The 21,800-nt window shown below is 66.0% G+C and carries 26 protein-coding genes; 11 read left to right on the top strand and 15 right to left on the bottom strand.

Translation table 11 applies throughout. The features are described from left to right. Window positions 1-126 precede the first annotated feature (126 nt). The 4 genes from ACMGT0_RS11995 to ACMGT0_RS12010 all read left to right on the top strand — a co-directional run bounded on the left by ACMGT0_RS11995 (window position 127) and on the right by ACMGT0_RS12010 (window position 4,557). Entirely contained in the window at window positions 127-1,377 is a 1,251-nt protein-coding gene (locus tag ACMGT0_RS11995) for a Zn-dependent hydrolase (protein ID WP_054060822.1), read from the top strand. 79 nt (window positions 1,378-1,456) lie between these two features. Next, window positions 1,457-2,689 (top strand): diaminopropionate ammonia-lyase, encoded by a 1,233-nt coding sequence (locus ACMGT0_RS12000; RefSeq protein WP_054064202.1) that lies wholly within the window; start codon window positions 1,457-1,459, stop codon window positions 2,687-2,689. Between the two features lie 131 nt (window positions 2,690-2,820). Then, window positions 2,821-4,161, top strand: coding sequence for an ArnT family glycosyltransferase (locus ACMGT0_RS12005; RefSeq protein ID WP_416772731.1), 1,341 nt, complete (start codon window positions 2,821-2,823; stop codon window positions 4,159-4,161). A 129-nt stretch (window positions 4,162-4,290) separates the two neighbouring features. Further along, window positions 4,291-4,557 (top strand): hypothetical protein, encoded by a 267-nt coding sequence (locus tag ACMGT0_RS12010; protein ID WP_054060819.1) that lies wholly within the window; start codon window positions 4,291-4,293, stop codon window positions 4,555-4,557. A gap of 118 nt (window positions 4,558-4,675) precedes the next feature. Here ACMGT0_RS12010 and ACMGT0_RS12015 read toward each other — a convergent pair whose 3' ends face one another. The 5 genes from ACMGT0_RS12015 to ACMGT0_RS12035 all read right to left on the bottom strand — a co-directional run bounded on the left by ACMGT0_RS12015 (window position 4,676) and on the right by ACMGT0_RS12035 (window position 6,863). Then, window positions 4,676-4,885, bottom strand: a complete 210-nt coding sequence (locus tag ACMGT0_RS12015; RefSeq protein ID WP_054060818.1) for a YXWGXW repeat-containing protein — start codon at window positions 4,883-4,885, stop codon at window positions 4,676-4,678. Window positions 4,886-4,975: 90 nt separating this feature from the next. After that, window positions 4,976-5,449 carry a periplasmic heavy metal sensor gene (locus tag ACMGT0_RS12020; protein ID WP_416772734.1) on the bottom strand — a complete coding sequence of 158 codons (474 nt, stop codon included), beginning with the start codon at window positions 5,447-5,449 and terminating at the stop codon, window positions 4,976-4,978. Continuing rightward, window positions 5,446-5,883: a hypothetical protein gene (locus ACMGT0_RS12025; RefSeq protein ID WP_054064205.1), complete on the bottom strand. Its 438-nt coding sequence runs from the start codon at window positions 5,881-5,883 to the stop codon at window positions 5,446-5,448. The genes ACMGT0_RS12020 and ACMGT0_RS12025 overlap by 4 nt, the downstream gene beginning before the upstream one ends. After that, on the bottom strand, window positions 5,880-6,461 hold the full coding sequence (locus ACMGT0_RS12030) for an RNA polymerase sigma factor (protein ID WP_054064206.1): 582 nt from the start codon (window positions 6,459-6,461) through the stop codon (window positions 5,880-5,882). Before ACMGT0_RS12030 ends, ACMGT0_RS12025 begins: the two co-directional genes overlap by 4 nt. 81 nt (window positions 6,462-6,542) lie before the next feature. Then, complete coding sequence (locus tag ACMGT0_RS12035; protein WP_054064207.1) at window positions 6,543-6,863, bottom strand: YXWGXW repeat-containing protein; 321 nt, start codon at window positions 6,861-6,863, stop codon at window positions 6,543-6,545. 282 nt (window positions 6,864-7,145) lie between these two features. Between ACMGT0_RS12035 and ACMGT0_RS12040 the strand changes: the two genes are divergently transcribed. Next, entirely contained in the window at window positions 7,146-7,289 is a 144-nt protein-coding gene (locus ACMGT0_RS12040) for a hypothetical protein (protein ID WP_192842729.1), read from the top strand. 207 nt (window positions 7,290-7,496) lie between these two features. Beyond that, complete coding sequence (locus ACMGT0_RS12045; protein WP_054059101.1) at window positions 7,497-8,369, top strand: undecaprenyl-diphosphate phosphatase; 873 nt, start codon at window positions 7,497-7,499, stop codon at window positions 8,367-8,369. 378 nt (window positions 8,370-8,747) lie between these two features. Here ACMGT0_RS12045 and ACMGT0_RS12050 read toward each other — a convergent pair whose 3' ends face one another. The 5 genes from ACMGT0_RS12050 to ACMGT0_RS12070 all read right to left on the bottom strand — a co-directional run bounded on the left by ACMGT0_RS12050 (window position 8,748) and on the right by ACMGT0_RS12070 (window position 12,187). Beyond that, complete coding sequence (locus tag ACMGT0_RS12050) at window positions 8,748-9,083, bottom strand: lysozyme inhibitor LprI family protein (RefSeq protein WP_054059102.1); 336 nt, start codon at window positions 9,081-9,083, stop codon at window positions 8,748-8,750. Between the two features lie 65 nt (window positions 9,084-9,148). After that, window positions 9,149-9,727: a GNAT family N-acetyltransferase gene (locus tag ACMGT0_RS12055; protein WP_054059106.1), complete on the bottom strand. Its 579-nt coding sequence runs from the start codon at window positions 9,725-9,727 to the stop codon at window positions 9,149-9,151. A 115-nt stretch (window positions 9,728-9,842) separates the two neighbouring features. Next, a complete protein-coding gene (locus tag ACMGT0_RS12060) occupies window positions 9,843-10,322 on the bottom strand; it encodes a YbaK/prolyl-tRNA synthetase associated domain-containing protein (protein ID WP_054059103.1) in 480 nt (159 codons plus the stop codon). Between the two features lie 10 nt (window positions 10,323-10,332). Continuing rightward, window positions 10,333-11,097, bottom strand: a complete 765-nt coding sequence (locus tag ACMGT0_RS12065; protein WP_054059104.1) for a sulfite exporter TauE/SafE family protein — start codon at window positions 11,095-11,097, stop codon at window positions 10,333-10,335. Window positions 11,098-11,101: 4 nt separating this feature from the next. Beyond that, entirely contained in the window at window positions 11,102-12,187 is a 1,086-nt protein-coding gene (locus tag ACMGT0_RS12070; RefSeq protein ID WP_239688004.1) for a TauD/TfdA family dioxygenase, read from the bottom strand. 109 nt (window positions 12,188-12,296) lie between these two features. Between ACMGT0_RS12070 and ACMGT0_RS12075 the strand changes: the two genes are divergently transcribed. Continuing rightward, window positions 12,297-13,211 carry a LysR family transcriptional regulator gene (locus ACMGT0_RS12075; protein ID WP_054064209.1) on the top strand — a complete coding sequence of 305 codons (915 nt, stop codon included), beginning with the start codon at window positions 12,297-12,299 and terminating at the stop codon, window positions 13,209-13,211. Here the strand turns inward: ACMGT0_RS12075 and ACMGT0_RS12080 are convergent. Beyond that, on the bottom strand, window positions 13,164-14,096 hold the full coding sequence (locus ACMGT0_RS12080) for a LysR family transcriptional regulator (protein WP_054064210.1): 933 nt from the start codon (window positions 14,094-14,096) through the stop codon (window positions 13,164-13,166). The two genes, ACMGT0_RS12075 and ACMGT0_RS12080, sit on opposite strands and share 48 nt — an antisense overlap. Window positions 14,097-14,217: 121 nt before the next feature. On the opposite strand from ACMGT0_RS12080, the gene ACMGT0_RS12085 reads away from it, so the two are divergent. The 3 genes from ACMGT0_RS12085 to ACMGT0_RS12095 are packed head-to-tail and all read left to right on the top strand — an operon-like array spanning window position 14,218 to window position 17,199. Further along, window positions 14,218-15,510 carry a CitMHS family transporter gene (locus ACMGT0_RS12085; RefSeq protein ID WP_416772740.1) on the top strand — a complete coding sequence of 431 codons (1,293 nt, stop codon included), beginning with the start codon at window positions 14,218-14,220 and terminating at the stop codon, window positions 15,508-15,510. 16 nt (window positions 15,511-15,526) lie between these two features. Then, a complete protein-coding gene (locus tag ACMGT0_RS12090; protein WP_054064211.1) occupies window positions 15,527-16,879 on the top strand; it encodes an acyclic terpene utilization AtuA family protein in 1,353 nt (450 codons plus the stop codon). Window positions 16,880-16,884: 5 nt separating this feature from the next. Continuing rightward, on the top strand, window positions 16,885-17,199 hold the full coding sequence (locus tag ACMGT0_RS12095) for a hypothetical protein (protein ID WP_193394233.1): 315 nt from the start codon (window positions 16,885-16,887) through the stop codon (window positions 17,197-17,199). A gap of 2 nt (window positions 17,200-17,201) precedes the next feature. On the opposite strand, the gene lhgO is transcribed toward ACMGT0_RS12095, so the two are convergent. From lhgO to inhA, 3 genes are all read right to left on the bottom strand, one after another. Next, window positions 17,202-18,395 carry an L-2-hydroxyglutarate oxidase gene (lhgO, locus tag ACMGT0_RS12100; RefSeq protein WP_416772742.1) on the bottom strand — a complete coding sequence of 398 codons (1,194 nt, stop codon included), beginning with the start codon at window positions 18,393-18,395 and terminating at the stop codon, window positions 17,202-17,204. Window positions 18,396-18,585: 190 nt separating this feature from the next. Then, window positions 18,586-19,296: a FadR/GntR family transcriptional regulator gene (locus ACMGT0_RS12105; RefSeq protein WP_416772744.1), complete on the bottom strand. Its 711-nt coding sequence runs from the start codon at window positions 19,294-19,296 to the stop codon at window positions 18,586-18,588. Window positions 19,297-19,421: 125 nt separating this feature from the next. Beyond that, window positions 19,422-20,108, bottom strand: a complete 687-nt coding sequence (gene inhA, locus ACMGT0_RS12110; protein ID WP_416772746.1) for an isonitrile hydratase — start codon at window positions 20,106-20,108, stop codon at window positions 19,422-19,424. A gap of 106 nt (window positions 20,109-20,214) precedes the next feature. Between inhA and ACMGT0_RS12115 the strand changes: the two genes are divergently transcribed. After that, window positions 20,215-21,198, top strand: a complete 984-nt coding sequence (locus ACMGT0_RS12115) for a GlxA family transcriptional regulator (protein WP_054064215.1) — start codon at window positions 20,215-20,217, stop codon at window positions 21,196-21,198. 39 nt (window positions 21,199-21,237) lie between these two features. Here the strand turns inward: ACMGT0_RS12115 and ACMGT0_RS12120 are convergent, their stop codons facing one another. Beyond that, window positions 21,238-21,687: a GNAT family N-acetyltransferase gene (locus ACMGT0_RS12120; RefSeq protein ID WP_416772748.1), complete on the bottom strand. Its 450-nt coding sequence runs from the start codon at window positions 21,685-21,687 to the stop codon at window positions 21,238-21,240. Between the last annotated feature and the right edge of the window lie 113 nt (window positions 21,688-21,800).

Here is a 21,800-nt window from a genome sequence, read left to right on the forward strand (position 1 = left end):
GCGCAATAAAATTGCATTCATCACCTGAAAATCAAGCTTTTCGTACGCCGGCAACGAATAAGATTCTCCCATGATCGATAACAGGGGGCGGCGCACCGACGCGCGCGGCCCCGGAGGATATGGCGGATGAAGGCGAGTACACCCCTGCAACTCGATGGCCGGCGGCTGCTGCGGCAGATCCGGGAACTGGGCCAGGTCGGCGTCGATGCCGAGCAGGGCGGGCGCACCCGGATCGCCCTGACCGACGCGGAAAAGGCCGGCCGCGATCTGTTGGTCGGCTGGATGCGTGAGCTCGACCTGGAGGTTCAGGTCGATCGCATCGGCAATATCTTCGGCACCCTGCGTTCGGCCCAGGACAGCGGCGATCAGCGCCCGCTGATGATGGGCTCGCATATCGACACCGTGACCAACGCCGGTGCCCTGGATGGCTGCTATGGCGTGCTGGCCGGCCTGGCGGTGATCCGCGCCTTTCGCGAGGCCGGCCTGCTGCCGCAGCGCTCGATCAGCGTCGGCGCCTTCACCAATGAAGAGGGCGTGCGCTACCAGCCGGACATGCTGGGCTCGCTGGTGCATGCCGGCGGCCTTTCGGTGGAAGAAGCACTGGACAGCATCGGCACCGATGGCACGCGCCTGGGCGACGAGTTGCAGCGCATCGGTTATGCCGGTTCGCTGGAGCCGGGTGCCATCGTGCCCCATGAGTACCTCGAGTTGCACATCGAGCAGGGGCCGATCCTCGAAGCCGAGAACACCCTGATCGGCGTGGTCGAGAACCTGCAGGGCATTTCCTGGCAGCAGGTCGAGGTCCGGGGCAACGCCAACCATGCCGGCACCACGCCAACCCGTCTGCGCCATGATGCCGGGTTCGTCGCCTGCTCTATCGTCGCCGAGCTGCGCAACATCGCCGTGGAGGCTGGCTCGACCCTGGCCACGGTCGGCTGCATGAAATTCGAGCCCGATGTGATCAACGTCATCCCGCGCCGGGCGACCTTCACCGTCGACCTGCGCGACCCCGACGAAGCCCGCCTGGTCCGTGCCGAACAGCGCCTGAGCCGCTGCCTCGAACAGATTGCCGAACGCGAAGGGGTCAGCATCACCACCGAGCGCCTGGTGCGGTTCGAGCCGGTGGTCTTCAACGCCGAGCTGGCCGACGAGATCGAGGCCAGCGCCAAACGCTTCGGCTTCAGCCATCGGCGCATGACTTCCGGTGCTGGCCACGATGCGCAGATGATCGCGCGCATCGCGCCGGCGGCGATGATCTTCGTCCCCAGCCGTGGCGGTATCAGCCACAACCCGCGCGAGCACACCGACGACGAACAACTGATCCAGGGCGCCCAGGTGCTGCTCGACGTCGTCCGTCGCCGCCTTGGCGCTGCCTGATTTCACCCGGTCACGCCGAGCCGCTGAACATCGCGTCCAGCGGTATCGGTCCCCCTTTGTCTCTCAACAGGAGCTCCTGATGTTGATCGCCAACCCCAAGGCCACCCGCCAGCCGTACCCCGATTCGCTCCAGTCGCTGATGAGCATCGCCAAGGCCCAGGAGAGTCGCCAGTGGCTGGCACCCTGGAAGCGCCTGAATGCCGGCGCCACGCCGTTGTATTCGCTGCCCGACCTGGCCCGGGAACTGGGCATTGCGCACCTGTCGGTCAAGGACGAGTCGGTGCGGTCGCCGCTGGGCAGCTTCAAGGCGCTGGGGGCGCCGGTCGCCTTGCTGCGGCTGATCCTGGGCACCTTTCCCGAACGGCGCCTGGAACCGCACAAACTGCTCGACGGCCGGTACGCCGAGGCACTGGCGGACTTCACCGTGATCAGCGCCACCGACGGCAACCATGGCAAGGGCCTGGCGGCTGCGGCGCAGAGTATCGGTTGCCGCTGTGTGATCGTCCTGCATGCCCATGTCAGCATCGAGCGCGAACAGGCGATTGCCGCCTATGGCGCGACCATCGTGCGCATCGCCGGCAACTACGACGAGTCGGTGCAGGAGGCTGCGGCACTGGCGCGAGCCCATGGCTGGACCGTGGTCTCCGACACCTCCTACGAAGGTTATGAAGTGATCCCCCGCGATGTGATGCAGGGCTACGGCACCATCGCTGCGGAAATCGTCGAGGCCACCGCCGATGCGCAGGTTCCGGCGTTTACCCATGTGTTCCTGCAGGGCGGTGTCGGTGGCCTGGCCGCCGGTATCGCCAGCTACCTGTGGCAGCAGCAGGGGGCGCAGCGCCCGAGCTTCGTCATGGTCGAGCCGGAGCAGGCCGACTGCCTGTACCAGAGCGCGTTGCAGGGCAAGCCGGCGAAAGCCACCGGCTCGGTGGACTCGGTGATGGCGGGCCTGGCCTGCGGGGAAACCTCGCCGCTGGCCTGGCGGTTCCTTGAGCCTTGTGTCGATTTCTTCATGACCATCGAGGACGACGAAGCGGTGGCGGCCATGGGGCGGCTGGCGGCTGGCAGTGCCGGCGACATCCCGCTGGTAGCGGGCGAGTCCGGTGTCGCCGGGTTGGCCGGGCTCGTACGCCTGGTCAAGGAGGGTGGTGCGGCGGCGGTCGGCCTCGATGCGAACTCACGGGTGCTGATCATCAACACCGAAGGCGCCACCGCTCCCGGGGTGTACGCCGAGTTGCTGGGTGAAACCGCCGACGCCGTGCTGGAGCGCCAGCACGCCTGGACGCCGCATTGCCCAGGCGCCGCCACTTGAAGGAGCAGGCTGTCGAATGATGGCGACAGCGCCAGGCGCTGCGGATGTTCATGGTGTTCCATCCAGGGCCGCTGTAACATCCGCCTTTTTCTGGAAGCCCTGACGCTATGGACGCCTTGACCGGACGGGTCATGAAGAAGCCCTGTCTGAGTATTTTCCTGCTCTCGCTGATGGTGTTCATGGGCCTGCAGTACAAGCCCGCCATTCTCAATTACACCACCCGCTTCGTCGATTTCGCCGAATACATGCTGTATCACGGCGTGACGCTGTTTCCCATTGCCGACGACTTGAAGCCTTATCCCGACTACACGATTGCCAATACGCTGCTGATGTATCTGGTGTCCCTGCCTTTCGGTCGGGTCTCGGTGTTGTCTATGGGCCTGCCTTATTGCATCACGGCCGCCCTGATACTGGTGTTCATCTACAAGTTGGGTGCATTGCACGACCGCAAGTGGGGACTGTACGGGGCACTTTTTTCATTATTCACCTGGTCATTCCTCGACAGCGTCAACTCGCTGGCACTGGATGTCTATCCGGCGCTGTTTACGCTGATCTGCTTTTACCTGGTGTATCGCGGTGATGTGAAACAGGACCCTTCACGGCTGCCCCTGGTGTTTCTCGGGCTGGCGCTGGGCTTTGCGTTTCGCGGGCCTATCGGCCTGATCGGGCCGTCGATCGTGGTCGGCTGCTACTACCTGCTGAGCCGGCAGTGGCGTGCGCTGGGGCTGTTTTCGTTGCTGTCCGGGCTGATTTTGGTCGCCGCAGTCGCCTTGCTGTCGTGGGCCGCCTATGTGCAGGGGGGAATGGATTTCCTGCACGACGTGCTGATGATGCAGGGGCTGGATCGCCTCGCCGGCGGCCATGCGCCGCGCTACTACTTCTACTTCAGCAGCGGCCTGGTGACTTATGGCGTGACGGTGTTTTTCACGCTGTATGTCGTCGCGCGCAAGTACAGGACGTTCTTTCGCGCGCCTGGCAAGAGCGATACCGCCTTGCTGTTTTACCTGGCGGCGTGGTTCATGGCGCTGATCCTGTTTTTCACCATCCCGAACGCGAAGAAGGCCCGCTATATCCTGTCGATCACGCCAGCGATTTCCCTGTTGGCGGCGTATATCTTCGTCGACAGGAGCGGTCTGTTCGAGGGTGCGAAGAACGGCTTGCTGCGTTTTTGCCTGAGGCTGCCGTGGATTGGCCTTGGACTGGTTGCGTTTGTCTTTGCCTATAACTTCTTCGCGGTGCATCCACTCCTGCCCAACTATCCCGCCGTGCTCGGCAGTCTGGCCGTGCTGCTGGTTGCCCGTCATCTGCTTGGCAAACACTGCGCCGAACATCGGCATCGTGAACTGATCATCCTGGCGTTCGGTGTCGCCACGTTCCTGGCGCTGGATGCCTTCTTCTTCAACTCCATCACCTATCACCTGGAGTTGGCGAACGAGCCGACGCCGAAGTTTCTGCCGTACTGGTTCTGGTAAGACATTGTCAGTGCGGTCGATCGCCTGGCGGTGACGGCGGTGGGGCGCAAATAGGGAGGCAATAATCCTGATCCGCACTACATTGATTGCAGACAGACAACAGTTGAGCGCCCCCGGCAGGAGCCACCCATGACGATGATCGACTCGGAACGCTTGAAGCCCTATCTGGCGGCCAGGGACAGTGCCCGCGCAGCCTGGCGGTTGACGGTGGCCTCCCTGAGCAAGACGCAACCGCAAGCGCTGGAGGAGGGCTTCAAGGCGGTCAAGATTGCCGAGCGTGCCTACTTCCGTTGTTGCGAGGACCTGTGCGATGTGGTGCGCAGCGAGATGGACCGGGTGGAGGAGGTCGCCGCCCTGGAAGCGGGGCACAGGGATGGGGGCCAGGACGACCTCTAGCCGGCAGCCACGCGGCCCGGTGCCGGCTGGCGTTCTCCCCTGTTCGATGATTGCTCGCAGTGCCTTGCGCTCATCGGTCGTCAGGTCTTGCTGTTCGTTTTTAAATCACCAGCTCCTATCAGTACCGCCAATACCCCGGCACCCAGACCCACTGGCCGCGACCCCAGCGGTAGTGCCCGGCGACCCAGTGGTAGCCCGGCGCCGGGGCCACCGGGACGACCTCGACAATCGGTGGCGGGCGGCGTGGATGAACCGGCTCGACGACGCAACCGGACAGGGTGGCCGCCACCAGGGCGGCGGCAAGGGTGCTCTTGAGTATTCGGGACATGGCGTGATTCCTGGGTGACGATAGGGCCGACGCCCGGTTGGCGGGCTTCTGTCGGTTAAACGCATGGGCCTGCGCAATCCGTCGCGGTCATCACTCCTTTCGGGCGATTTTCGCCTTGGCCTGCCCGTGCTGGTACAAGGCCTTGCCCAGTTCCTGGCGTTCATCCAGCGGCAGGCTGTCGGCGAAGTCCGCCAGGGTGTTGTCGATCAGCACCCGCAGCGAGTTGTCCGCTTCCCGGGCCCGGGCCAGGTCGGCCAGCAGCGCGTTGCGGTCCAGGGTCGGGGCTTCCAGCTGGCGGATCACGTCCTGGCGCGCTTCACGCCCGGCCAGGATCAGCGGCTGGCTGTTCGCCTGGTTCTGCCTGAGCAGTTGGCGCAGTTGCTTGCGCCGCGGCTCGGGCAACTGCATCAGCGCCTGACGCAAGCCATGCTGGTTGACCGCGACCTCGGCCGGCCGGGCGTTGACCAGCCAGTGATACAGGCCGCCGCCGACGCCGCCGATCAGGAACACATTGAGCAGCAATGACACGGCCAGCAGCGGCTTCAGGTACTTGGGTGGGGTCATTGCTCGGTTTCCTCGGCGTTGACGGTAAAGACGATGTCGGCATCGCCGTGGTCGAAGACACTGGGCAGCACTTCGGCGGAATGCAGGGGCAACGGCAGGCTCAGGGAGGCCACCAGGATGCCGGCGGCGATCCCGGCCACGCCGACGCCGACGACGCCGGCCGGAGACAGCCAGCCAGCATAGCGCTGCCAGAAGGAGGGCGCGCGGTTCTGGCCGGCCGAGAGACGGATCCGGCGGATCAGGGCCGGGTCCGGTGCCGGCAGTTGGTGGCTGTCCAGCAGGTTGTCGAGCAGGCGCGCCTGATCGAGGGCGGCGAGGGCGCTGCTGTCGCGCTGTTCGAGCAATACCTCGGCGCCGGCCCGCTCGGTAGCCGGCCAGCGCCGCAGGTCTGCGCCGTAGGCCTCGGCCAGTTGGGCGAATCGTTCGGGCGTCATCGTCTTTCCCTCCCCAGTCCGGCATCGCCGAGCGTCTCGGCAAGGTGGCCGCGCAGGTTGCGCCGGGCCCGCGACAGCAGGCTCTCCAGTGCCTCGACGCTGATGTTCATCAGGGCCGCGGCTTCGATGTTCGACAGCTCCTGGTAATACTGCAGCACAATGGCTTCGCGCTGCCGTTCGGGCAACGCCGCCAACGCCGCGGCCATCTGTTCGCTGCGGGCGGCCGCTTCCAGTTGTTCGTCGGGCGCCGGCGTGCTGTCGGGCACCTCGATCGGCTCCTCGTCGTCGGCCAGCGGGCGTTCCCGGCGCCGGCGCAGGCGGTCGTGACAGAGGTTCAGCGCGACCCGGTGCAGCCAGGTGTCGAAGCGCGCCTCGCCGCTGCGCCAGTTCGCCGCCTGCCTCCAGATGCGCAGGAAGCTCTCCTGGGCCACATCCCGCGCCTCTTCGGCATCGCCGAGGATCCGCGCGGCGAGCGCCAGCAGACGGGGCAGCTTGCGCGACACCATCTCGTTGACGGCCGCCGGTTCGTTGTTGCCGATGCGGGCCAGCAATTCAACGTCCGGATCAGTTTCTTTCAATATGGCAAATCCCGGTCCGGTGGCTCAGCTTCGGATTGAGCGGATGGCCCGGCTGCGGGGCGCGCAGCCGGGGGCCTGCATTCAGCGGATCCAGTGGCCTTCGACCCACACCCAGTTCGGCCCGCGCGGCGCCCAGTGGCCCGGTTCCCAGCGGGCGTTGTAGCGCACGCGCTGCCAGTGGCCCGGCTCCCAGACGTAACCGCGGCCTTCCCAGCGCCAGTGCCCGCGATCCCAGGCGTAGCCGGGGCGTTCGACAGGAATGGCTTCCACGCGCATGGGCGGCGGTGCCTCGCGAATGATGATCTCGGGCTGGGCGAAGGTCGGGGTGCTGGTCAGGGCCGCGAATGCCAGGGGAATGAGCAGGGCAAGGCGAAATGTGGCCAGAGGTCGTGCAGGTCTCATGACAACTCCTTCATGCGGCGGACGAAAGTGAACGCTGCTGATGGGTTGAACGCAGGACGCCGAAAAAATCCGTCGCGGCAAAACCGAAAATTTTTCGCGGGCTTTTCCGCCGTGTCGGGAAGAAGTATTACCCAGGGTGGCCACGGCGTTGATGAAATCGTACGAGGGGTGCGACGGATTTCTCCAGGTGCCCGCGTTCAACCGGTAACCGTTGACCATCGGCAGGCGCTGTGGCGTCGTCCGTGCAGCGGCTCTATCCACCGCACCCTGAGGAATACCACCATGTCTCGTCGTCTCTCGCTGCTCGTTGCCGCGGTCCTGCTGCTGAGCCTCAGCGGCTGTGTGATTCTGCCGGGGCACCGGGACCATTGCTGCTGGCGCTACTACGGCGCTGTCGCCCATTCGACGCAGGAGGCGGCGGTCTGACCGGACGTCCCGGCCCCAGGGTGCGGAGCGCCTGGGGTCGGCTTTGACATAAATAGAATTAGTTTACTGCTTGCCTTTTTGCTTTTGTTTTAACTGGAAATTCGGCGAGAACCGGCCCATCATTCGCCGCACTGTGTCTGCGCTTCAAGGCGCTGCTGCGCGCCTGTGCGAAGACCGTGAACCCCTCGCCCTTTTCAGGAACTCATCTTGTCTAACGTCTGCTCCGCCGGCCTCGATATCGGCTTCGCTTCCCTGAACTACCTACAGATCGGCATTCTCGGCATCATCCAGGGCATCACCGAACTGCTGCCGATTTCCTCCACTGCCCACATGCGTGTCGTTCCGGCGGTGCTCGGCTGGCAGGACCCGGGCTCGGCGTTCTCGGCGGCCATGCAACTGGCGGCGCTGGCGGCGGTGGTCAGCTATTTCTGGCGCGATGTGCGCGACGTGGTGGGCGGCAGTGTCACGGCGGTTCGCCAGGGCGACTTCGACAGCCAGTGGTTCAAGCTGGCGGTGGCGATCATCCTGGCGACCCTTCCGATCGGTATCGCCGGCCTGGCCCTGTCTTCCACGCTCAACGCCTGCGATTCGCCCCTGCGTGGCCTGACCGTGATCGGCGTTTCCTGCCTGGTGATGGCGCTGCTGCTGGCGGTGTCGGAGTTCACCTGTCGGCACCAGCGGGTGGTCGGTGAAATGCGCCTGCGTGATGCGCTGATCGTCGGCATCGCCCAGATCGGCGCGCTGATCCCGGGCGTTTCGCGCTCCGGCTCGACCCTGACGGCGGCGCTGTTTCTCAACTTCAAGCGCGAAGAGGCGGCGCGCTTCTCGTTCCTGCTCGGCTTGCCGGCAATCGCCCTGGCCGGCTTGAAGGAGCTGTGGGTGCTGCACCACGCGCAGATTCCGACCGAGGCCTGGGGCCACCTGCTGTTCGGCATCGTGGTCGCCAGCGTCTCGGCCTTCGTGGCGATCTGGGGCCTGATGCGTTTCCTCGAGCGTTTCTCCACCTGGCCGTTCGTGATCTACCGCGCGGCCCTCGGGATCTTCCTGATCGTCGCCGTCCAGCAGGGTTTCCTCTCCTGATTCAATGCCCCGGCGGCGCCCTGACGCGACGCCGGGTCATTTGTCCGTTCCCAGCGCATAGCGCCGGCAATGCTCCAGATACCCCTGTTCGTGACTGCCCACCCGTTGCACCACGCGGGTCCATGACCAGGACAGGGCGTCGCGGGGTGCTTTCAAGGGGGGCGCTCTCTGGCTGGGAGTTGAGCGTTTGAGCGTTGCGCTGGCGGATTGGTTTCGCCTTGGCGGTACGTTGCCGGAAGTGGCAGCACCGCTGAAAAAAAAGCCCGCATGCGGGCGGGCTCAATGGGAGGTTCATCAAAGGAGCGGGTTCACTATAAACAGGCAGGCTGTCTGGCACAGTGAAAGATGTTTTACCTCAAAGCCACGTCCGGCAAGGCTTCAGAGCGGTTTTTCGATGCGGTCATAACGCGCTTTCAACTGCGTCAGGCGTTTCTCGTACTGGCGCTGGAGACACGCGTTGTCGCTGCCGCAGGCGTTGCGTTCCTGCAGCCAGGCCACCTGTTCATCCTGCATCGCGCCACGGTTTCCCATGGCGAACAGGCCACGCAGCAGGCGGTAGGTGGTGGCCATCTCGACGTCGAGGTCGTTCAGTTGGCGGTCGCTGCAGATGGCGATTTCAGTGGGTTGCTTGGCCCGCCCGCAGTCGAAGCTGGCGGCCTGGGCCGTGGCGATAAACAGGGGGAGGGCGGCCAATGCCCCTAAAGATTTTTTCATGCGGGTGCCTGCTGTTCGGGTGTGCCTCGGTGTTCATCAGACCGGGCCGGAGGTGATTGGCTCCCTTAGTCGCGCAGCAGGCGTGCCTGCAACCGATCGCGCACCTGCGGCCATTCCTCGTCGATGATGCTGAAACGCACGGAGTTGCGCTTGCGCCCGTCCGGCATGATCCGCTCGTTGCGCACGATGCCTTCCTGCTGGGCGCCCAGGCGCAGGATCGCCGCGCGCGAGCGGGCGTTGATTTCGTCGGTGGTGAACTGCACCCGCACGCACGCCAGGTCCTCGAAGGCATGGCGCAGCATCAGGTACTTGGCCTCGGTGTTGACGAAGCTCTTCTGCCAGCGCGTCGAGATCCAGGTGCTGCCGATTTCCAGCTTGCGGTAGTGGCGGTCGATCTTCCAGAACCGGGTGGAGCCGATGACTTCACCGGTGTCCTTGAGCACGATGGCGAAGGGCATCACCGTGCCGGCTTCGCGGCCGGCGAGGGCCGTGCCGATGTACGCCGCGACGGTGGCCTGCGACGGCACCACGGTGAAGGGCAGGTTCCACAACTCGCCGTCTTGCGCGGCCCGTACCAGGGCGTCGGCGTCATCGGCTTGCAACGGGCGCAGCAGCAGGCGCTGGCCTTCCAGGCTACGGGTCAGCAGGAGGTTTTTCACGGCGAGGGCTCAGGCGGTGGTTCCCTGCGCATTACAGTCAGCCCGCCACGCCTTGGCAAGGGCCATTTGCAGGGAAAACACCCGTACCAATCGCCCGGCCCTAGGCCTGGCTGATATCGACCAGTTGCGGCCGGGTGATCGCCAGGTAGTCATCGCTGGCGAGAATCATCGAGGTGTCCAGGCGCCCGGCATTGAAGGCGATCTCGGCGTAGCGCCGGGTCAGGCTCGGGTCGACGATCAGTTCGATCCGCTCGTCGAACACGAACGGCGGAATCGCGCCGATCCGGCAGCCGGTCAGGGCCATGGCGGTCTCGGCCTTCACCAGTTCGGCCTTCTTGCCCCCCAGGGCGGCACCGAGCTTTTTCATGTCGAGCCGGTGGTCGCCCGGCAGGATGGCCAGGGCATAGCGTTCGCCCTGGCCCTTGAGGGCGCAGAGCATGGCCTTGGCCCCTTGGCCCGGTTCGGTGCCACGGATTTGCGAGACCCGCATCGACTGCCCTTCGGCATCGTGCTGCATGACGCGGTAGCGGGCGCCGTGGCTGTCCAGCAGGCTGACCAGTCGATCGAAAACGGCAGGCATGGGCTTTTCCTCAGAAGGGCTTGATCAGGTCGTACGAAAGCTTGCTGATCAGAATCACCAGCAAGACCAGGAACAGCGCGCGCACGAACGGCACGCCCCGGCGCACCGCGAGCCAGGTGCCGGTCAGGGCGCCGAGGATGTTGAACAGCGCCATCGGCAGCGCCACCAGGTACAGGACGTTGCCGGTGGGGATGAAGAACACCAGCGCGGCGACGTTGGTGGCGATGTTCACCAGTTTGGCCGAGGCCGAGGCGTGCAGGAAGTCGAAGGCGAAGCAGCGGATGAACAGGAAGATCAGGAAGCTGCCGGTACCGGGGCCGAACAGGCCGTCGTAGAAACCGATGGCACCGCCGATCAGCACCGCCAGCAGTTTTTCCCGGGTGCCGATCCGCATCGGCTTGTGCAGGGCGCCGAAGTCCTTTTTCCAGAAGGTGTAGAGCGCCATCACCACGATCATCACCAGCACCGCCGGGCGTACCACCGACTGCGGCACCGCCGAGACGGTGGCCGCGCCGAAGAACGACATGACGAATGCCGCCCCGGCCGCCGGGATCACCAGGCTCCAGTCGATCACCACCTTGCGCACGAACGAGCGCGCCGCGAAGGTCGTGCCGCAGGCGGCCGCGACCTTGTTGGTGCCCAGCAGGGCGGCTGGTGGGGCGGAGGGCAGCACGTTGAACAGCGCGGGGATCTGGATCAGTCCGCCGCCGCCGACCGCCGCGTCGATGAGGCCGGCGGCGAAGGCGAAGCAGCAAAGGATGACGATATCAAACATGAAATCAGGCTCTGACGATAAAGGGTTGGTTCGGGTCCAGCGGTACCACGCGCGCCGGATCGTCGACCCCGAACACCCGGATCATCCAGCGGTCGCGGCCGTCGTAGCGCGGGGTGAAGCCATCCCGGGCGTGCAGGGTCTGCTGGTTCTTGAAAATCAGCATGTCGCCGGGCTGCAGCAGGATGTGCCGGATGACATCGGGGTGGTTGGCGGTGGCCGAGAACAGTTGCATGGCAAAGTCGGCGTTGGCGGTGGTCGCGCTGACCGCCGCCTTGTTGTAGCGGCAATGCAGGCCGCCGGCTGGCGGCTGGTAGAGCAGCGGAACGTTTTCCAGCACGTTGCCCTCCTGGCCGAACGAGTCCGGCCGGCGAACGCTGAAGTTTGGCCGCTGCAGTTCCTGTTCGACGAAGTCCGGCAGGATGTCCAGCACGTCGCGGATGGCGACGATGCGCGTGGGCACGTCCAGTTCGCAACGCAGGCCGGTCAGGGTCAGGTACTCGGGGCAGGCCGAGAGGCCGTCGAGCGGTTCGCAGGTCAGCGGCAGGTGCGGGTTGTCGACGTGCATGCCCAGGCCCAGGCGCGAGCCGAAGGAGCTGGCTTCGGTCTCGCACTCCTGCTTGGGCGAGACGTGGCGGAACACCGTGTTGTCGCTCTCCCCGGCATAGCCCACGGGGCGGGTGCCCAACGCCGCCAGCACGGACAGGATCGCACCGGCCAGCACCGGCAGCTCTTCGATGCCGGGTTCGTCGTCGTAGGGTGTGGCCGGCAACTGCGGGTCGACCGGCAGGCCGCGGACGATCAGCGCCCCCGCATCCGACTGGGGGAAGTCGCGCAGCACCTGGTGTTTTTCGGCACTCAGGACGTTTTCCAGCAGACGTTGCAGCACCGGCATCCGGTCGATGCCCGAGGCGCTGTCGCGGATGGCCAGGGGAGTGAGCGCTGCCTGCAATTGTCGTTGCTCGGTGAATGATAGATGGATTTCGGGCAGGGCCTGCAGAGTGGGCGCCGGGGCATTTCGAACCAGCCAGTGCGGGCTTTGCTCGCTGATTCGGCTAGCCGAATGCCTGACAGCCTCATTCAGTTTTGACACGTCCTTTGCTCCTCTATTCCTACGTCCCTGTGGGTTAAGCGCGAAGGCTAACGGAAGGGACCTTTTTGTGTTGCAATACCACGTTGCGAAAAGTGCAACGAGGTGAGTGATGGCACTGGATCTGTTGGGTGAGCTCGAAGCCTTCGCGACGGTGGCGCGCAAGCGCAGCTTCATCGCCGCGGCGCGGACTCTGGGGCGTTCGCCAAGCTCTGTGACCCGTGCCGTTCAGGCCCTCGAAGAGAGCGCCGGGGTCAAGCTGTTCAATCGCTCGGCCAATGCGGTGAGCCTGACCGAGGCCGGCGAGCGGCTGTTGCCCCACGCCTACAAAATGCTGGATCTGCAACGTGAGGCCGACGAAGACCTGGCCGGTATCAGCGGCCTGGCCAACGGCTGGATCCGCTTTTCGGCGCCGGAGTTTCTCGGTCACGGGGTCATGCCCAGGCTGATCGCCCAGTACTGCGAGCGTTATCCGCAGGTGAACATCGACGTGATCTTCACCGACGAAACCATCGACCCGGCCAGGAGCAAGCTGGACTTCTCGATCCGCGGTGCCTTTCCGCAATCCAGCGACCTGATCGGTTTTCCGCTATGGAGCTATGCCCGCTACCTGTATGCCAGCCCCGCCTACCTGGAGCGGTGCGGCACGCCCGACTCGATCGAGGCATTGGACCGTCATTCGCTGATTCTGCACACCGCCCCGCGGATTCTTAAGGAGTGGAATTTTCGCAATGAGCAGCAGGCCATCAGCTACCGAGTGCATCCGAAATTTCGCTTCAGTTCGGGCGCCGCGGTGTTTCAGGCCGCGTTGGCCGGGGTGGGGATTGCCCGCCTGGCCGACTGGCTGGCGGAGCCGGAGGTCGAGCAGGGGCGGCTGGTGCGGGTGTTTCCCGAGTATCGACTGACCTCCAGCGGCGGCGAGAACCCGCAGATGCATGCGGTGTACCCGGCCGGCAACCTGCCGCTGCGGGTGAAGATGCTACTGGAACTGATCCGGACCTTCGGCGACAACGTCACTCGGTTCTGAGCCGAGGGCGAAGCGTTCGCGCACCAGCGCGCTGAAGCGGGCCGCCGCCGGCCCCAGGGTCTGCCCGGCGCGGGTGATCAGGCCGATCTCGCGGCTGACGCCGGCGTGTTCCACCGGCAGGCGGATCAGGCCGCTGAGGCGGTCGTCCGCCGACTCCGGCAACAGGGTCATGCCCAGCCCCTGGCGCACCAATGCCAGCACCGTGGACATGTAGTTGGCCTCCAGCCCCGGGACCAGGGTCAGGCGCTGCTCGTCGAACAATTGCTCGACCCGCTCGCGCACGCTGCTGTCGCGCCCGGTGAGGATCATCGGCTGGCCGCTGAGGTCTGCCAGCCGTACCCGTTTCCTGCGCGCCAGCGGATGCTGCTCGGGCACGAACAGGCAGAGCCGGTCGACCATCACCACCTCGAAGTCCAGGCCATGACTGAGCCGCGCCCGCACGCCGAGGCCGAAATCGACCTCGTTGTCGCGCACCAGGGCATCGATGCGCTGGGCGACCACGTCGCGCAGGCGCACTTCGACGCCCGGATAGGCTTCGCGAAAGGCTCGCAGCACCGGCGGCAGGGCGCCGGAGCAGATCGACGGCAGGGCGGCGATGGTCACCACGCCGCGCTGCAGGCTGGCCAGGCCGCGGGAGCCGTTGACGATGTTGTCCAGGTCCAGCAGCAGCTTCTCCATCGGCCCGCGGGCCTGCTGGCCGGCGCTGGTCAGGCTGACCTGACGCGGGCTGCGCTCGAGCAGCGCGACGCCGAGCCAGTCTTCCAACTGCTGCACTTGCACGGTCAGCGCCGACGGCGACAGGTGCAGTTCATCCGCCGCCCGGGTGAAGCTGCCGGCGCGCACGACGGTGAGGAAGGCGCGAATATGCTGGATGGAATTCTTCATTCTGTTTTTCCGAATACAAGGCGGTGAACATTCCAATTTACAAAGCTTAACCGCCTTTCAATACTCCGGGGAAAACAATAACCGCCCGCTCTCTGAAGAAGCGGCTCACTGGAGTCTTCCCATGCTTGCCACGCTGGGTGTCATCACCATTCTCTGTCTGCTTGCGGCTGTCATGAGCAAGCGCCTCTCTCCCCTGGTTGCCCTGATCGCCCTGCCGATCATTGCCGCCTTGCTCGGCGGCTTCGGTCTGCAGACCAGCGGCTTCATCATTACCGGTATCAAGAACGTCGCCCCGGTGGTCGGCATGTTCGTCTTCGCCATCCTGTTCTTCGGCGTGATGACCGATGCCGGCATGCTCGACCCGATCATCGATCGCATTCTGCGTACCGTCGGCACCCGGCCGAGCCGGATCGTCGTCGGCACCGCCCTGCTGGCGCTGCTGGTGCACCTGGACGGTTCGGGGGCGGTGACCTTTCTGGTCACGGTGCCGGCGATGCTGCCGCTGTATACCCGCCTGGGCATCGACCGGCGCATCCTGGCCTGCGTCGCGGCGATGGCCGCCGGGGTCAACTTCCTGCCGTGGACCGGGCCGGTGCTGCGCTCTTCGGCGGCCTTGCACGTGCCGGTGGCGCAGCTGTTCCAGCCGCTGATCCCGGTGCAGATCGTCGGCCTGCTCTTTGTGTTCGCCAGCGCCTGGTGGCTGGGCCGGCGTGAAGAGCGTCGCCTCGGTCTGGGGGGCGGGGCGGCGGTGGACAGCGTGCCGACCCGGGTGATCAGCGCCGAGGAGGAGCGCCTGCGGCGTCCGCGGCTGTTCTGGGCCAACCTGCTGCTGACCGTGCTGGTGATGGTGGTGATGATCGCCGGCTGGGTCGACCCGGTGGTGATGTTCATGCTCGGCACCGTGGTTGCCCTGTGCCTGAACTACCCGAACGTCGACGCCCAGCGCGAGCGCATCGATGCCCACGCCAGGACCGCGTTGACCATGGCCAGCATTCTCCTGGCGGCCGGGGTGTTCACCGGCATCATGCAGGGCACCGGCATGCTCAAGGCCATGGCCGAAGTGGCGGTGGCGCAGATTCCCGCCGGGCACGGCAAGCTGATCCCGACGGTGGTCGGGCTGTTGTCGATGCCGCTGAGCCTGCTGTTCGACCCGGACTCGTTCTACTTCGGCGTGATGCCGGTGATCGCCGAGGTCGGCAAGGCCCTGGGGGTCGAACCGCTGCAGGTGGCCCAGTCCTCGCTGCTCGGGGTGCACACCACCGGGTTCCCGGTCAGCCCGCTGACCCCGGCGACTTTCCTGCTGGTGGGCCTGTGCAAGATCGAACTGGCCGACCACCAGCGTTTCACCATTCCATTCCTGTTTGCCGCCTCGGTGCTGATGACCCTGACGGCGTTGCTTCTGGGCGTCTTTTGAAATGAAGGGCTTTGCGATGAAAACCTTGCGTATCGGCTCCGGTGCCGGTTACTCCGGCGACCGTATCGAGCCGGCCGTGGAACTGGCGGCCAAGGGCGAGCTGGATTACCTGGTGTTCGAATGCCTGGCCGAGCGCACCATCGCGCTGGCCCAGCAGGCCCGCCTGAGCGACCCTGCGGCGGGCTACGATCCGTTGCTGCGCGAGCGCATGCAGCGGGTGCTGCCCTATGTGGCCGGCAATGCGCGGCGGCTGCGGATCATCACCAACATGGGCGCGGCCAACCCGCTGGCCGCGGCCCGGGAGGTGCGGCGGATCGCCGTCGAGCTGGGCCTGCCGGCGCTGAAGGTGGCGGCGGTGACCGGCGATGACGTGCTGGCGGCCCTGCAGGCCGAGCCCGAGCGGCAGTTGGACAATGGCCTGCGGCTGGCGCAACTGGGTGAGCGGCTGATTTCGGCCAATGCCTACCTGGGCGCCGAGGGCATCGTCCAGGCCCTGGCGGCGGATGCCGATGTGGTGATCACCGGCCGGGTCGCCGACCCGTCGCTGTTCCTTGCCCCGCAACTGTTCGAGTTCGGCTGGGCGGCGGACGATTGGCCGCGCCTGGGGCGCGGCACGCTGATCGGCCACCTGCTCGAATGCGCCGGGCAGATCACCGGCGGCTACTTCGCCGACCCCGGCATCAAGGACGTACCGGGCCTGGCCTACCTGGGCTTCCCGTTGGCCGAGGTCGACGAGCAGGGCGGGGCGATCATCACCAAGGTCGCCGGCAGCGGCGGGCGGGTGGATCGTGCCACCTGCGCCGAACAGCTGATCTACGAGGTGCATGACCCGGCGGCCTACCTGACCCCGGATGTCACCGCCGATTTTTCCCGGGTGAGCTTTGCCGGGCAGGGCCCGGACCGGGTGCAGGTACAGGGCGCCAGCGGGCTGCCGCGGCCGCAGTCGCTGAAGGTCTCGGTCGGTTACCTGGACGGCTGGATCGGCGAGGGGCAGATGTCCTACGGCGGCCCCGGGGCACTGGCCCGTGCCCGGCTGGCGCGGGAGGTGGTGCTGGAGCGCCTGCGGATCATCGGCGTTGAAATGGAGGAGGTGCGGGCCGAACTGATGGGTGTCGATTCGCTGCATGGCGAGCGCCTGGGCGAGCGCGCGGCGGCCGAGCCCTGGGAAGTCCGCCTGCGGGTGGCCGCCCGTTGCGCCCGGCGGGCCGATGCGGTGCGCGTCGGCAATGAAGTGGAAACCCTGTACACCAATGGCCCCTCCGGCGGCGGTGGTGCCAGCAAGAGCGTACGGCAGGTGGTGGCGGTGGCGTCGTTGCTGCTGCCGCGCGAAAGCCTGGTTGCCCGGGTTCATCTGGAGGATCTGCAATGAGTACCTTGAAGCTGCGGTCCCTGGCCCATTCGCGTACTGGCGACAAGGGCGACACCTCGAACATCTCGGTGATCGCCTATCGCGCCGAAGACTATCCGCGGCTGTGCGCGTGGCTGACCGCGGAGCGGGTGGCGGCCTGGTTCGCCGAGCTGCGCGACCCGGCCGCCGCGCCGGTGCGGCGCTACGAACTGCCCGGTGTGCAGGCGCTGAACTTCGTGCTGCCGGGCATCCTGCGCGGTGGCGTGACCCGCTCCCTGGCGCTGGATGCCCATGGCAAGAGCCTGGGTTCGGCACTGCTGGACATGCCGCTGGACGAGTAGGGTCAACGCGGCCCGAGAATCCGCTTGGCGATCATCTCGCCGATCGGCATCGCCGAGGTCGCGGCCGGCGAGGGCGCGTTGCAGACGTGGACCATGCGCGCGGTTTCGGCGAACAGGAAGTCATGCACCAGGCTGCCGTCGCGCATGACCGCCTGGGCACGGATGCCGGCCTCGTAGGGCAGCAGGTCCTCGACCACCAGCGACGGGCAGTACTTGCGGCACAGTTCCAGATAGCCGCGCCTGCTCAGCGAGTTCTTCAACTCCTGGGTGCCGGAGCGCAGGTTCTGCCGAATGGTTTTCCAGAAGCCGGGGAAGCGGGCGTACTGCGCGACATCCCGCCAGTTGACCGAGAACTTGCGGTAGTTCTCCCGGCCCAGCCCCAGCACCGCGTTCGGGCCGACGGTGACGCTGCCGTCGATCATGCGGGTCAGGTGCACGCCGAGGAATGGCAGCTCGGGGTCGGGGATCGGGTAGATCAGGTGGTTGACGATGTCGTTCTTCGACGCCGGCAGACGGAAGTACTCGCCGCGAAACGGGATGATCTGGTGGTCGATGGGCACCCCGGCCAGGGTGGCCAGGCGATCGGACTGCAAGCCGGCGCAGGCCACCAGCCGGCGTGCCTGCCAGACACCGTCTTCGGTGCTGACGGTGACGCTGTCGGTGTTTTCCCGGATCGCGGTGACGGTCTGCTGCAGGCGGATTTCGCCGCCGCTGCCGGTGATCACCCGGGCCATCGCTTCGCAGACCTGGCGGTAATCGACGATCCCCGTCGCATCGAGAAACAGCGCACCGAGACCGACGATGTTCGGCTCGCGGCGCCGCAGTTCCTCGGCATCCAGGCGCTCGACCTTCAGGCCATTGAGCTGCGAGCGTTCGTACAGTGCGTTCATCCGCTGCATCTCCAGCGGGGTGGAAGCCACCAGCATCTTGCCGCAGACCTCGTAGGCAATGCCGTGCTCGCGACAGAAGTCCTTGGTGGCCTGGGCACCGCGCTTGCACAGGTCGGCCTTGAGGCTGCCCGGCGCGTAGTAGATCCCGGCATGGATGACGCCGCTGTTGTGCCCGGTCTGGTGGCGGGCGAGGCTGGCCTCCTTTTCCAGGATCACCAGGCTGGCGCCGGGTTGGCGCTTGAGCAGTTCCATGGCGGTGGCCAGACCGACGATACCGCCGCCGATGATGCAGAAGTCGTAGAGCATGGTTCGATTATCCCTGTCTTTGCGGTGTCTTGTTATCAGGTTGTCAGACTAAGGTGCCTGAAGAATGTCATGGGCAACCTTCCCTTCGTGCTCACTCACCACTGCGCCCGACACGCCCCGGTAGGCCCGTGGCTTGCCTGCGAAGGGCCCTCAAGCCTTGCGCAAACACGGTTCGGACGCGGGCTGCGGGTCAATTCATGGCCGGCAGCTCCAGTTGCAGGCGTCGGGCTGCCGCGCGCAGGTGCGCTTCGGCACACGCCGCGGCAGCCTGACGGTCGCCATCGGCGATAGCCTGGAACAGGGCCTGGTGCTCGCGGCCGGCATCCGCCGGGCCACCCACCGAATGCGTTGCCGAGTTTTCCCAGGCGGTGCGGCGGGCCTCGGCCAACTGGCCACGCAGGAAATCGTGAAAGGCGACGAAGTAGTCATTCTTGCTGGCCTGGGCAATGGCCCGGTGAAAGGCCACGTCGGCATTGGCGGCGGCCGTGAAGTCGCTGCGCTTTTCGTGCATCTCCCGCAGGGCCTCCTGCATGCGCTGCAGGTCGGCGGCATCGCGGCGCTGGGCGGCGATGGAGGCGGCCTGGGTCTCGATCCACAGGCGCATCTCGAACATCTGCGCCAGGTCGGTGTCGCGACCCTCGCTCCTGGGAAAGCGGAAGACCGTGCCGGCCGGCGTGCTGGAAATATAGGAGCCGAGCCCGCGACGGGCGACCAGCACACCGTCGGCCTTGAGCTGGGCAATGGCTTCGCGGACCACGGAACGGCTGACATTGAGTTGGTCGGCCAGTTGCTGCTCGGTGGGCAGGCGCGCCTCGGCCGCCAGGCGACCGGTGTCGATTTCGTTGCGAATGGCGGCGACGACCCGTTCGACCAGGGAATCGGGGCGTTGGAGTTCAAACATCGGCGCGGGCTCAAAAGTCAGGTTGTCAGACAATGCGCCTTGGCATTTTTCCTGTCAACACTCGGGCCCCGGTTGCGCAGCCCCCTGGTAGGAGCCAGCAAGCCGGCTCCCATGGGAGTACAGGATCAGTTCAGGCCCAGGCGCTTGGCGGCGCGGGCGGTGATTTCACTGCGCAGGCGACGCGATTCCACCACCCGCTCGCGGGCCACGTCGAGTATGGCCTGGGGCGCGGTGTCCGGGCTGCCGGCGTTGAACGGTGGCGCGGGGGCGTACTCAAGCTGCAACTGGATCAGTTGGGCCTCGTCGGCGCCGAACAGCTCGCTGGCCAGGGTCAGGGCAAAGTCGATCCCGGCGGTGATGCCGCCGCCGGTCAGCAGGTTGCCGTCGCGCACCACGCGGTCCTGCACGGGGATCGCCCCGAGGGTGGCCAACAGGTCGTGATAGGCCCAGTGGGTGGTGGCCTTGCGGCCACGCAGCAGGCCGGCGGCGCCCAGCACCAGCGAGCCGGTGCAGACCGAGGTGACATAGCGTGCCTGCGCCGCCTGTTCCCCGAGGAAGCCCAGGGTTTCGAGATCTTCCATCAATGCTCCGACCCCCGCGCCACCGGGCACGCAGATCACATCCAGTGGCGGGCAATCGTCGAAGCGGGTGGTCGGGGTCAACACCAGGCCGGTGCTCGACTTCACCGGTTCCAGGTCCTTCCAGATCAGGTGCAGCCTGGCCCCTGGCAACGACGCGAGAACATCATAGGGGCCGGTCAGGTCCAGTTGCTGGACGTTGGGGAACAGCAGGAAACCGATGTGCAGGGTCATGGCGAAGCTCCTTTGAGAAGACGGGGCGGTGTCTGTAGACGGCTTCACTGTAGTTTCGTAGGATCTGGCGAATACGCCATACCACCCACGTTTTACGCCAATCGCCATGAATACGCCCCGCAGCATCGACATACTGGCTTTTCCCAACGTGCAGTTGCTCGATGTCACCGGGCCGCTGCAGGTATTCGCCTCGGCCAACGACCTGGCCCGTTCCCAGGGCCTGCCGCCTCCCTATGCGCCCCGGGTGATCGCCGCCGAGGGCGGGCCGGTGATGAGTTCGGCCGGCCTGGCCATGCTCGCCGAGCCGCTGCCCGCGGCGGGAACCCCCTGTGACAGCCTGATCATTGCCGGTGGCTGGGGCACCTATGCGGCGGCCGAGGACGTGGAACTGGTGGCGTGGGTGCGCCAGCAGGCGGCGTGTGCGCGGCGGGTCGCGTCGGTGTGCACCGGGGCGTTTCTGCTGGCGGCCAGCGGCTGGCTGGATGGCCGGCGGGTGGCGACCCACTGGACCCGCTGCGAGCAACTGGCCGAGCGTTATCCGCAGTTGCAGGTCGAGCCCAATCCGATTTTCATCAATGACGGGCCGGTCTGGACCTCGGCGGGGGTGACCGCCGGCATCGATCTGTCCCTGGCACTGGTGGAGCAGGACCTTGGCCGGCCGATGGCCCTGGAGGTTGCCCGGCACCTGGTGGTGTTTCTCAAGCGTCCGGGCGGGCAGTCACAGTTCAGCGCCACGCTGTCGCTGCAAAAGAGCACCAGCCGCTTCGGCGACCTGCATGCGTGGATCGCCGAGCACCTGGCACTGGACCTGTCGATCCCGATCCTGGCCCAGCAGGCCGGGATGAGCGAGCGCAGTTTCGTCCGTCATTATCGCCAGGAAACCGGCCAGACGCCGGCCCGGGCGGTGGAGAATATCCGGGTGGAAAGTGCCCGCCGGCTGCTCAGCGATACCGCCACGCCGATCAAGCGGATTGCCGCCCGTTGCGGATTCGGCAGCGAGGAGACCCTGCGCCGCAGTTTCCTGCGGGCCGTGGGGGTCACGCCGCAGGCCTATCGCGAACGCTTTTCGGTGCGTGCGCAACCGGCCTGATGACCGCTCCCCCGCGCAGCGGGAGAACGGTCAGGGGCTTCAGGGCTTCGATTGCGGCTCGAGGGCCATGTGGATCAGGGGGAAGGGGCGCCCCTGGCCATCGGTCTGCGAGCGGCCGATATCGCGAAAGCCATAGTGCCGATAGAAACCATGGGCCGCGGGGTTCTGCTCGTTGACGTCGACGCTCAACGGGCCGCCACGCTGGCGCACGAAATCGAGCAGCCGGGTGCCGATACCCTGGCCACGCTGGTCCGGTTCGATGAACAGCATTTCGACCTTTTCACCGTCGATGCCGATAAATCCGGCCGGGCTGCGGTCGGGGTTTTCTTCGACCCAGACTTGCACCGCCGGCAAGTAAAGGTCGCGCACTTGTGGATACAGGGCCTGTATATCGGCTTCTTCGAGGAAAGTGTGGGTGGCGCGCACCGAGCGTAACCACAGTTCGCTCAGGGCAAGGTTGTCGCGAGGGACTCTTTGTCGAATAGTCATGGTCATTCAATCGGGGTCGGGAGACGGGGAGTCGGCGCGTGCGCAAGGGCCGGCGACGACGGGTCGAGTTGGCGCCACCGGGCCGGACGCCGCGCGAATCAACGCCTGGGCGA

Origin of the sequence: Pseudomonas sp. RHF3.3-3 (assembly GCF_048069595.1) — a bacterium.
In the GTDB taxonomy this organism is placed as follows: domain Bacteria; phylum Pseudomonadota; class Gammaproteobacteria; order Pseudomonadales; family Pseudomonadaceae; genus Aquipseudomonas; species Aquipseudomonas fuscovaginae_B.

Bases quoted from the DNA above. Each gene is read 5' to 3' on its own strand.
- inhA (WP_416772746.1), bottom strand. From the start codon at position 20,108: ATGACCCTGCACATCGGTTTCCTGCTGTTCCCCAACGTCCAGCAACTG.
- ACMGT0_RS12075 (WP_054064209.1), top strand. From the start codon at position 12,297: ATGGCACTGGATCTGTTGGGTGAGCTCGAAGCCTTCGCGACGGTGGCG.
- ACMGT0_RS12080 (WP_054064210.1), bottom strand. From the start codon at position 14,096: ATGAAGAATTCCATCCAGCATATTCGCGCCTTCCTCACCGTCGTGCGC.
- ACMGT0_RS12000 (WP_054064202.1), top strand. From the start codon at position 1,457: ATGTTGATCGCCAACCCCAAGGCCACCCGCCAGCCGTACCCCGATTCG.
- ACMGT0_RS12025 (WP_054064205.1), bottom strand. From the start codon at position 5,883: ATGACGCCCGAACGATTCGCCCAACTGGCCGAGGCCTACGGCGCAGAC.
- ACMGT0_RS11995 (WP_054060822.1), top strand. From the start codon at position 127: ATGAAGGCGAGTACACCCCTGCAACTCGATGGCCGGCGGCTGCTGCGG.
- ACMGT0_RS12035 (WP_054064207.1), bottom strand. From the start codon at position 6,863: ATGAGACCTGCACGACCTCTGGCCACATTTCGCCTTGCCCTGCTCATT.
- ACMGT0_RS12085 (WP_416772740.1), top strand. From the start codon at position 14,218: ATGCTTGCCACGCTGGGTGTCATCACCATTCTCTGTCTGCTTGCGGCT.
- ACMGT0_RS12060 (WP_054059103.1), bottom strand. From the start codon at position 10,322: ATGCCTGCCGTTTTCGATCGACTGGTCAGCCTGCTGGACAGCCACGGC.
- ACMGT0_RS12115 (WP_054064215.1), top strand. From the start codon at position 20,215: ATGAATACGCCCCGCAGCATCGACATACTGGCTTTTCCCAACGTGCAG.
- ACMGT0_RS12050 (WP_054059102.1), bottom strand. From the start codon at position 9,083: ATGAAAAAATCTTTAGGGGCATTGGCCGCCCTCCCCCTGTTTATCGCC.
- ACMGT0_RS12090 (WP_054064211.1), top strand. From the start codon at position 15,527: ATGAAAACCTTGCGTATCGGCTCCGGTGCCGGTTACTCCGGCGACCGT.
- lhgO (WP_416772742.1), bottom strand. From the start codon at position 18,395: ATGCTCTACGACTTCTGCATCATCGGCGGCGGTATCGTCGGTCTGGCC.
- ACMGT0_RS12120 (WP_416772748.1), bottom strand. From the start codon at position 21,687: ATGACTATTCGACAAAGAGTCCCTCGCGACAACCTTGCCCTGAGCGAA.
- ACMGT0_RS12005 (WP_416772731.1), top strand. From the start codon at position 2,821: ATGAAGAAGCCCTGTCTGAGTATTTTCCTGCTCTCGCTGATGGTGTTC.
- ACMGT0_RS12065 (WP_054059104.1), bottom strand. From the start codon at position 11,097: ATGTTTGATATCGTCATCCTTTGCTGCTTCGCCTTCGCCGCCGGCCTC.
- ACMGT0_RS12020 (WP_416772734.1), bottom strand. From the start codon at position 5,449: ATGACCCCACCCAAGTACCTGAAGCCGCTGCTGGCCGTGTCATTGCTG.
- ACMGT0_RS12010 (WP_054060819.1), top strand. From the start codon at position 4,291: ATGACGATGATCGACTCGGAACGCTTGAAGCCCTATCTGGCGGCCAGG.
- ACMGT0_RS12015 (WP_054060818.1), bottom strand. From the start codon at position 4,885: ATGTCCCGAATACTCAAGAGCACCCTTGCCGCCGCCCTGGTGGCGGCC.
- ACMGT0_RS12040 (WP_192842729.1), top strand. From the start codon at position 7,146: ATGTCTCGTCGTCTCTCGCTGCTCGTTGCCGCGGTCCTGCTGCTGAGC.
- ACMGT0_RS12105 (WP_416772744.1), bottom strand. From the start codon at position 19,296: ATGTTTGAACTCCAACGCCCCGATTCCCTGGTCGAACGGGTCGTCGCC.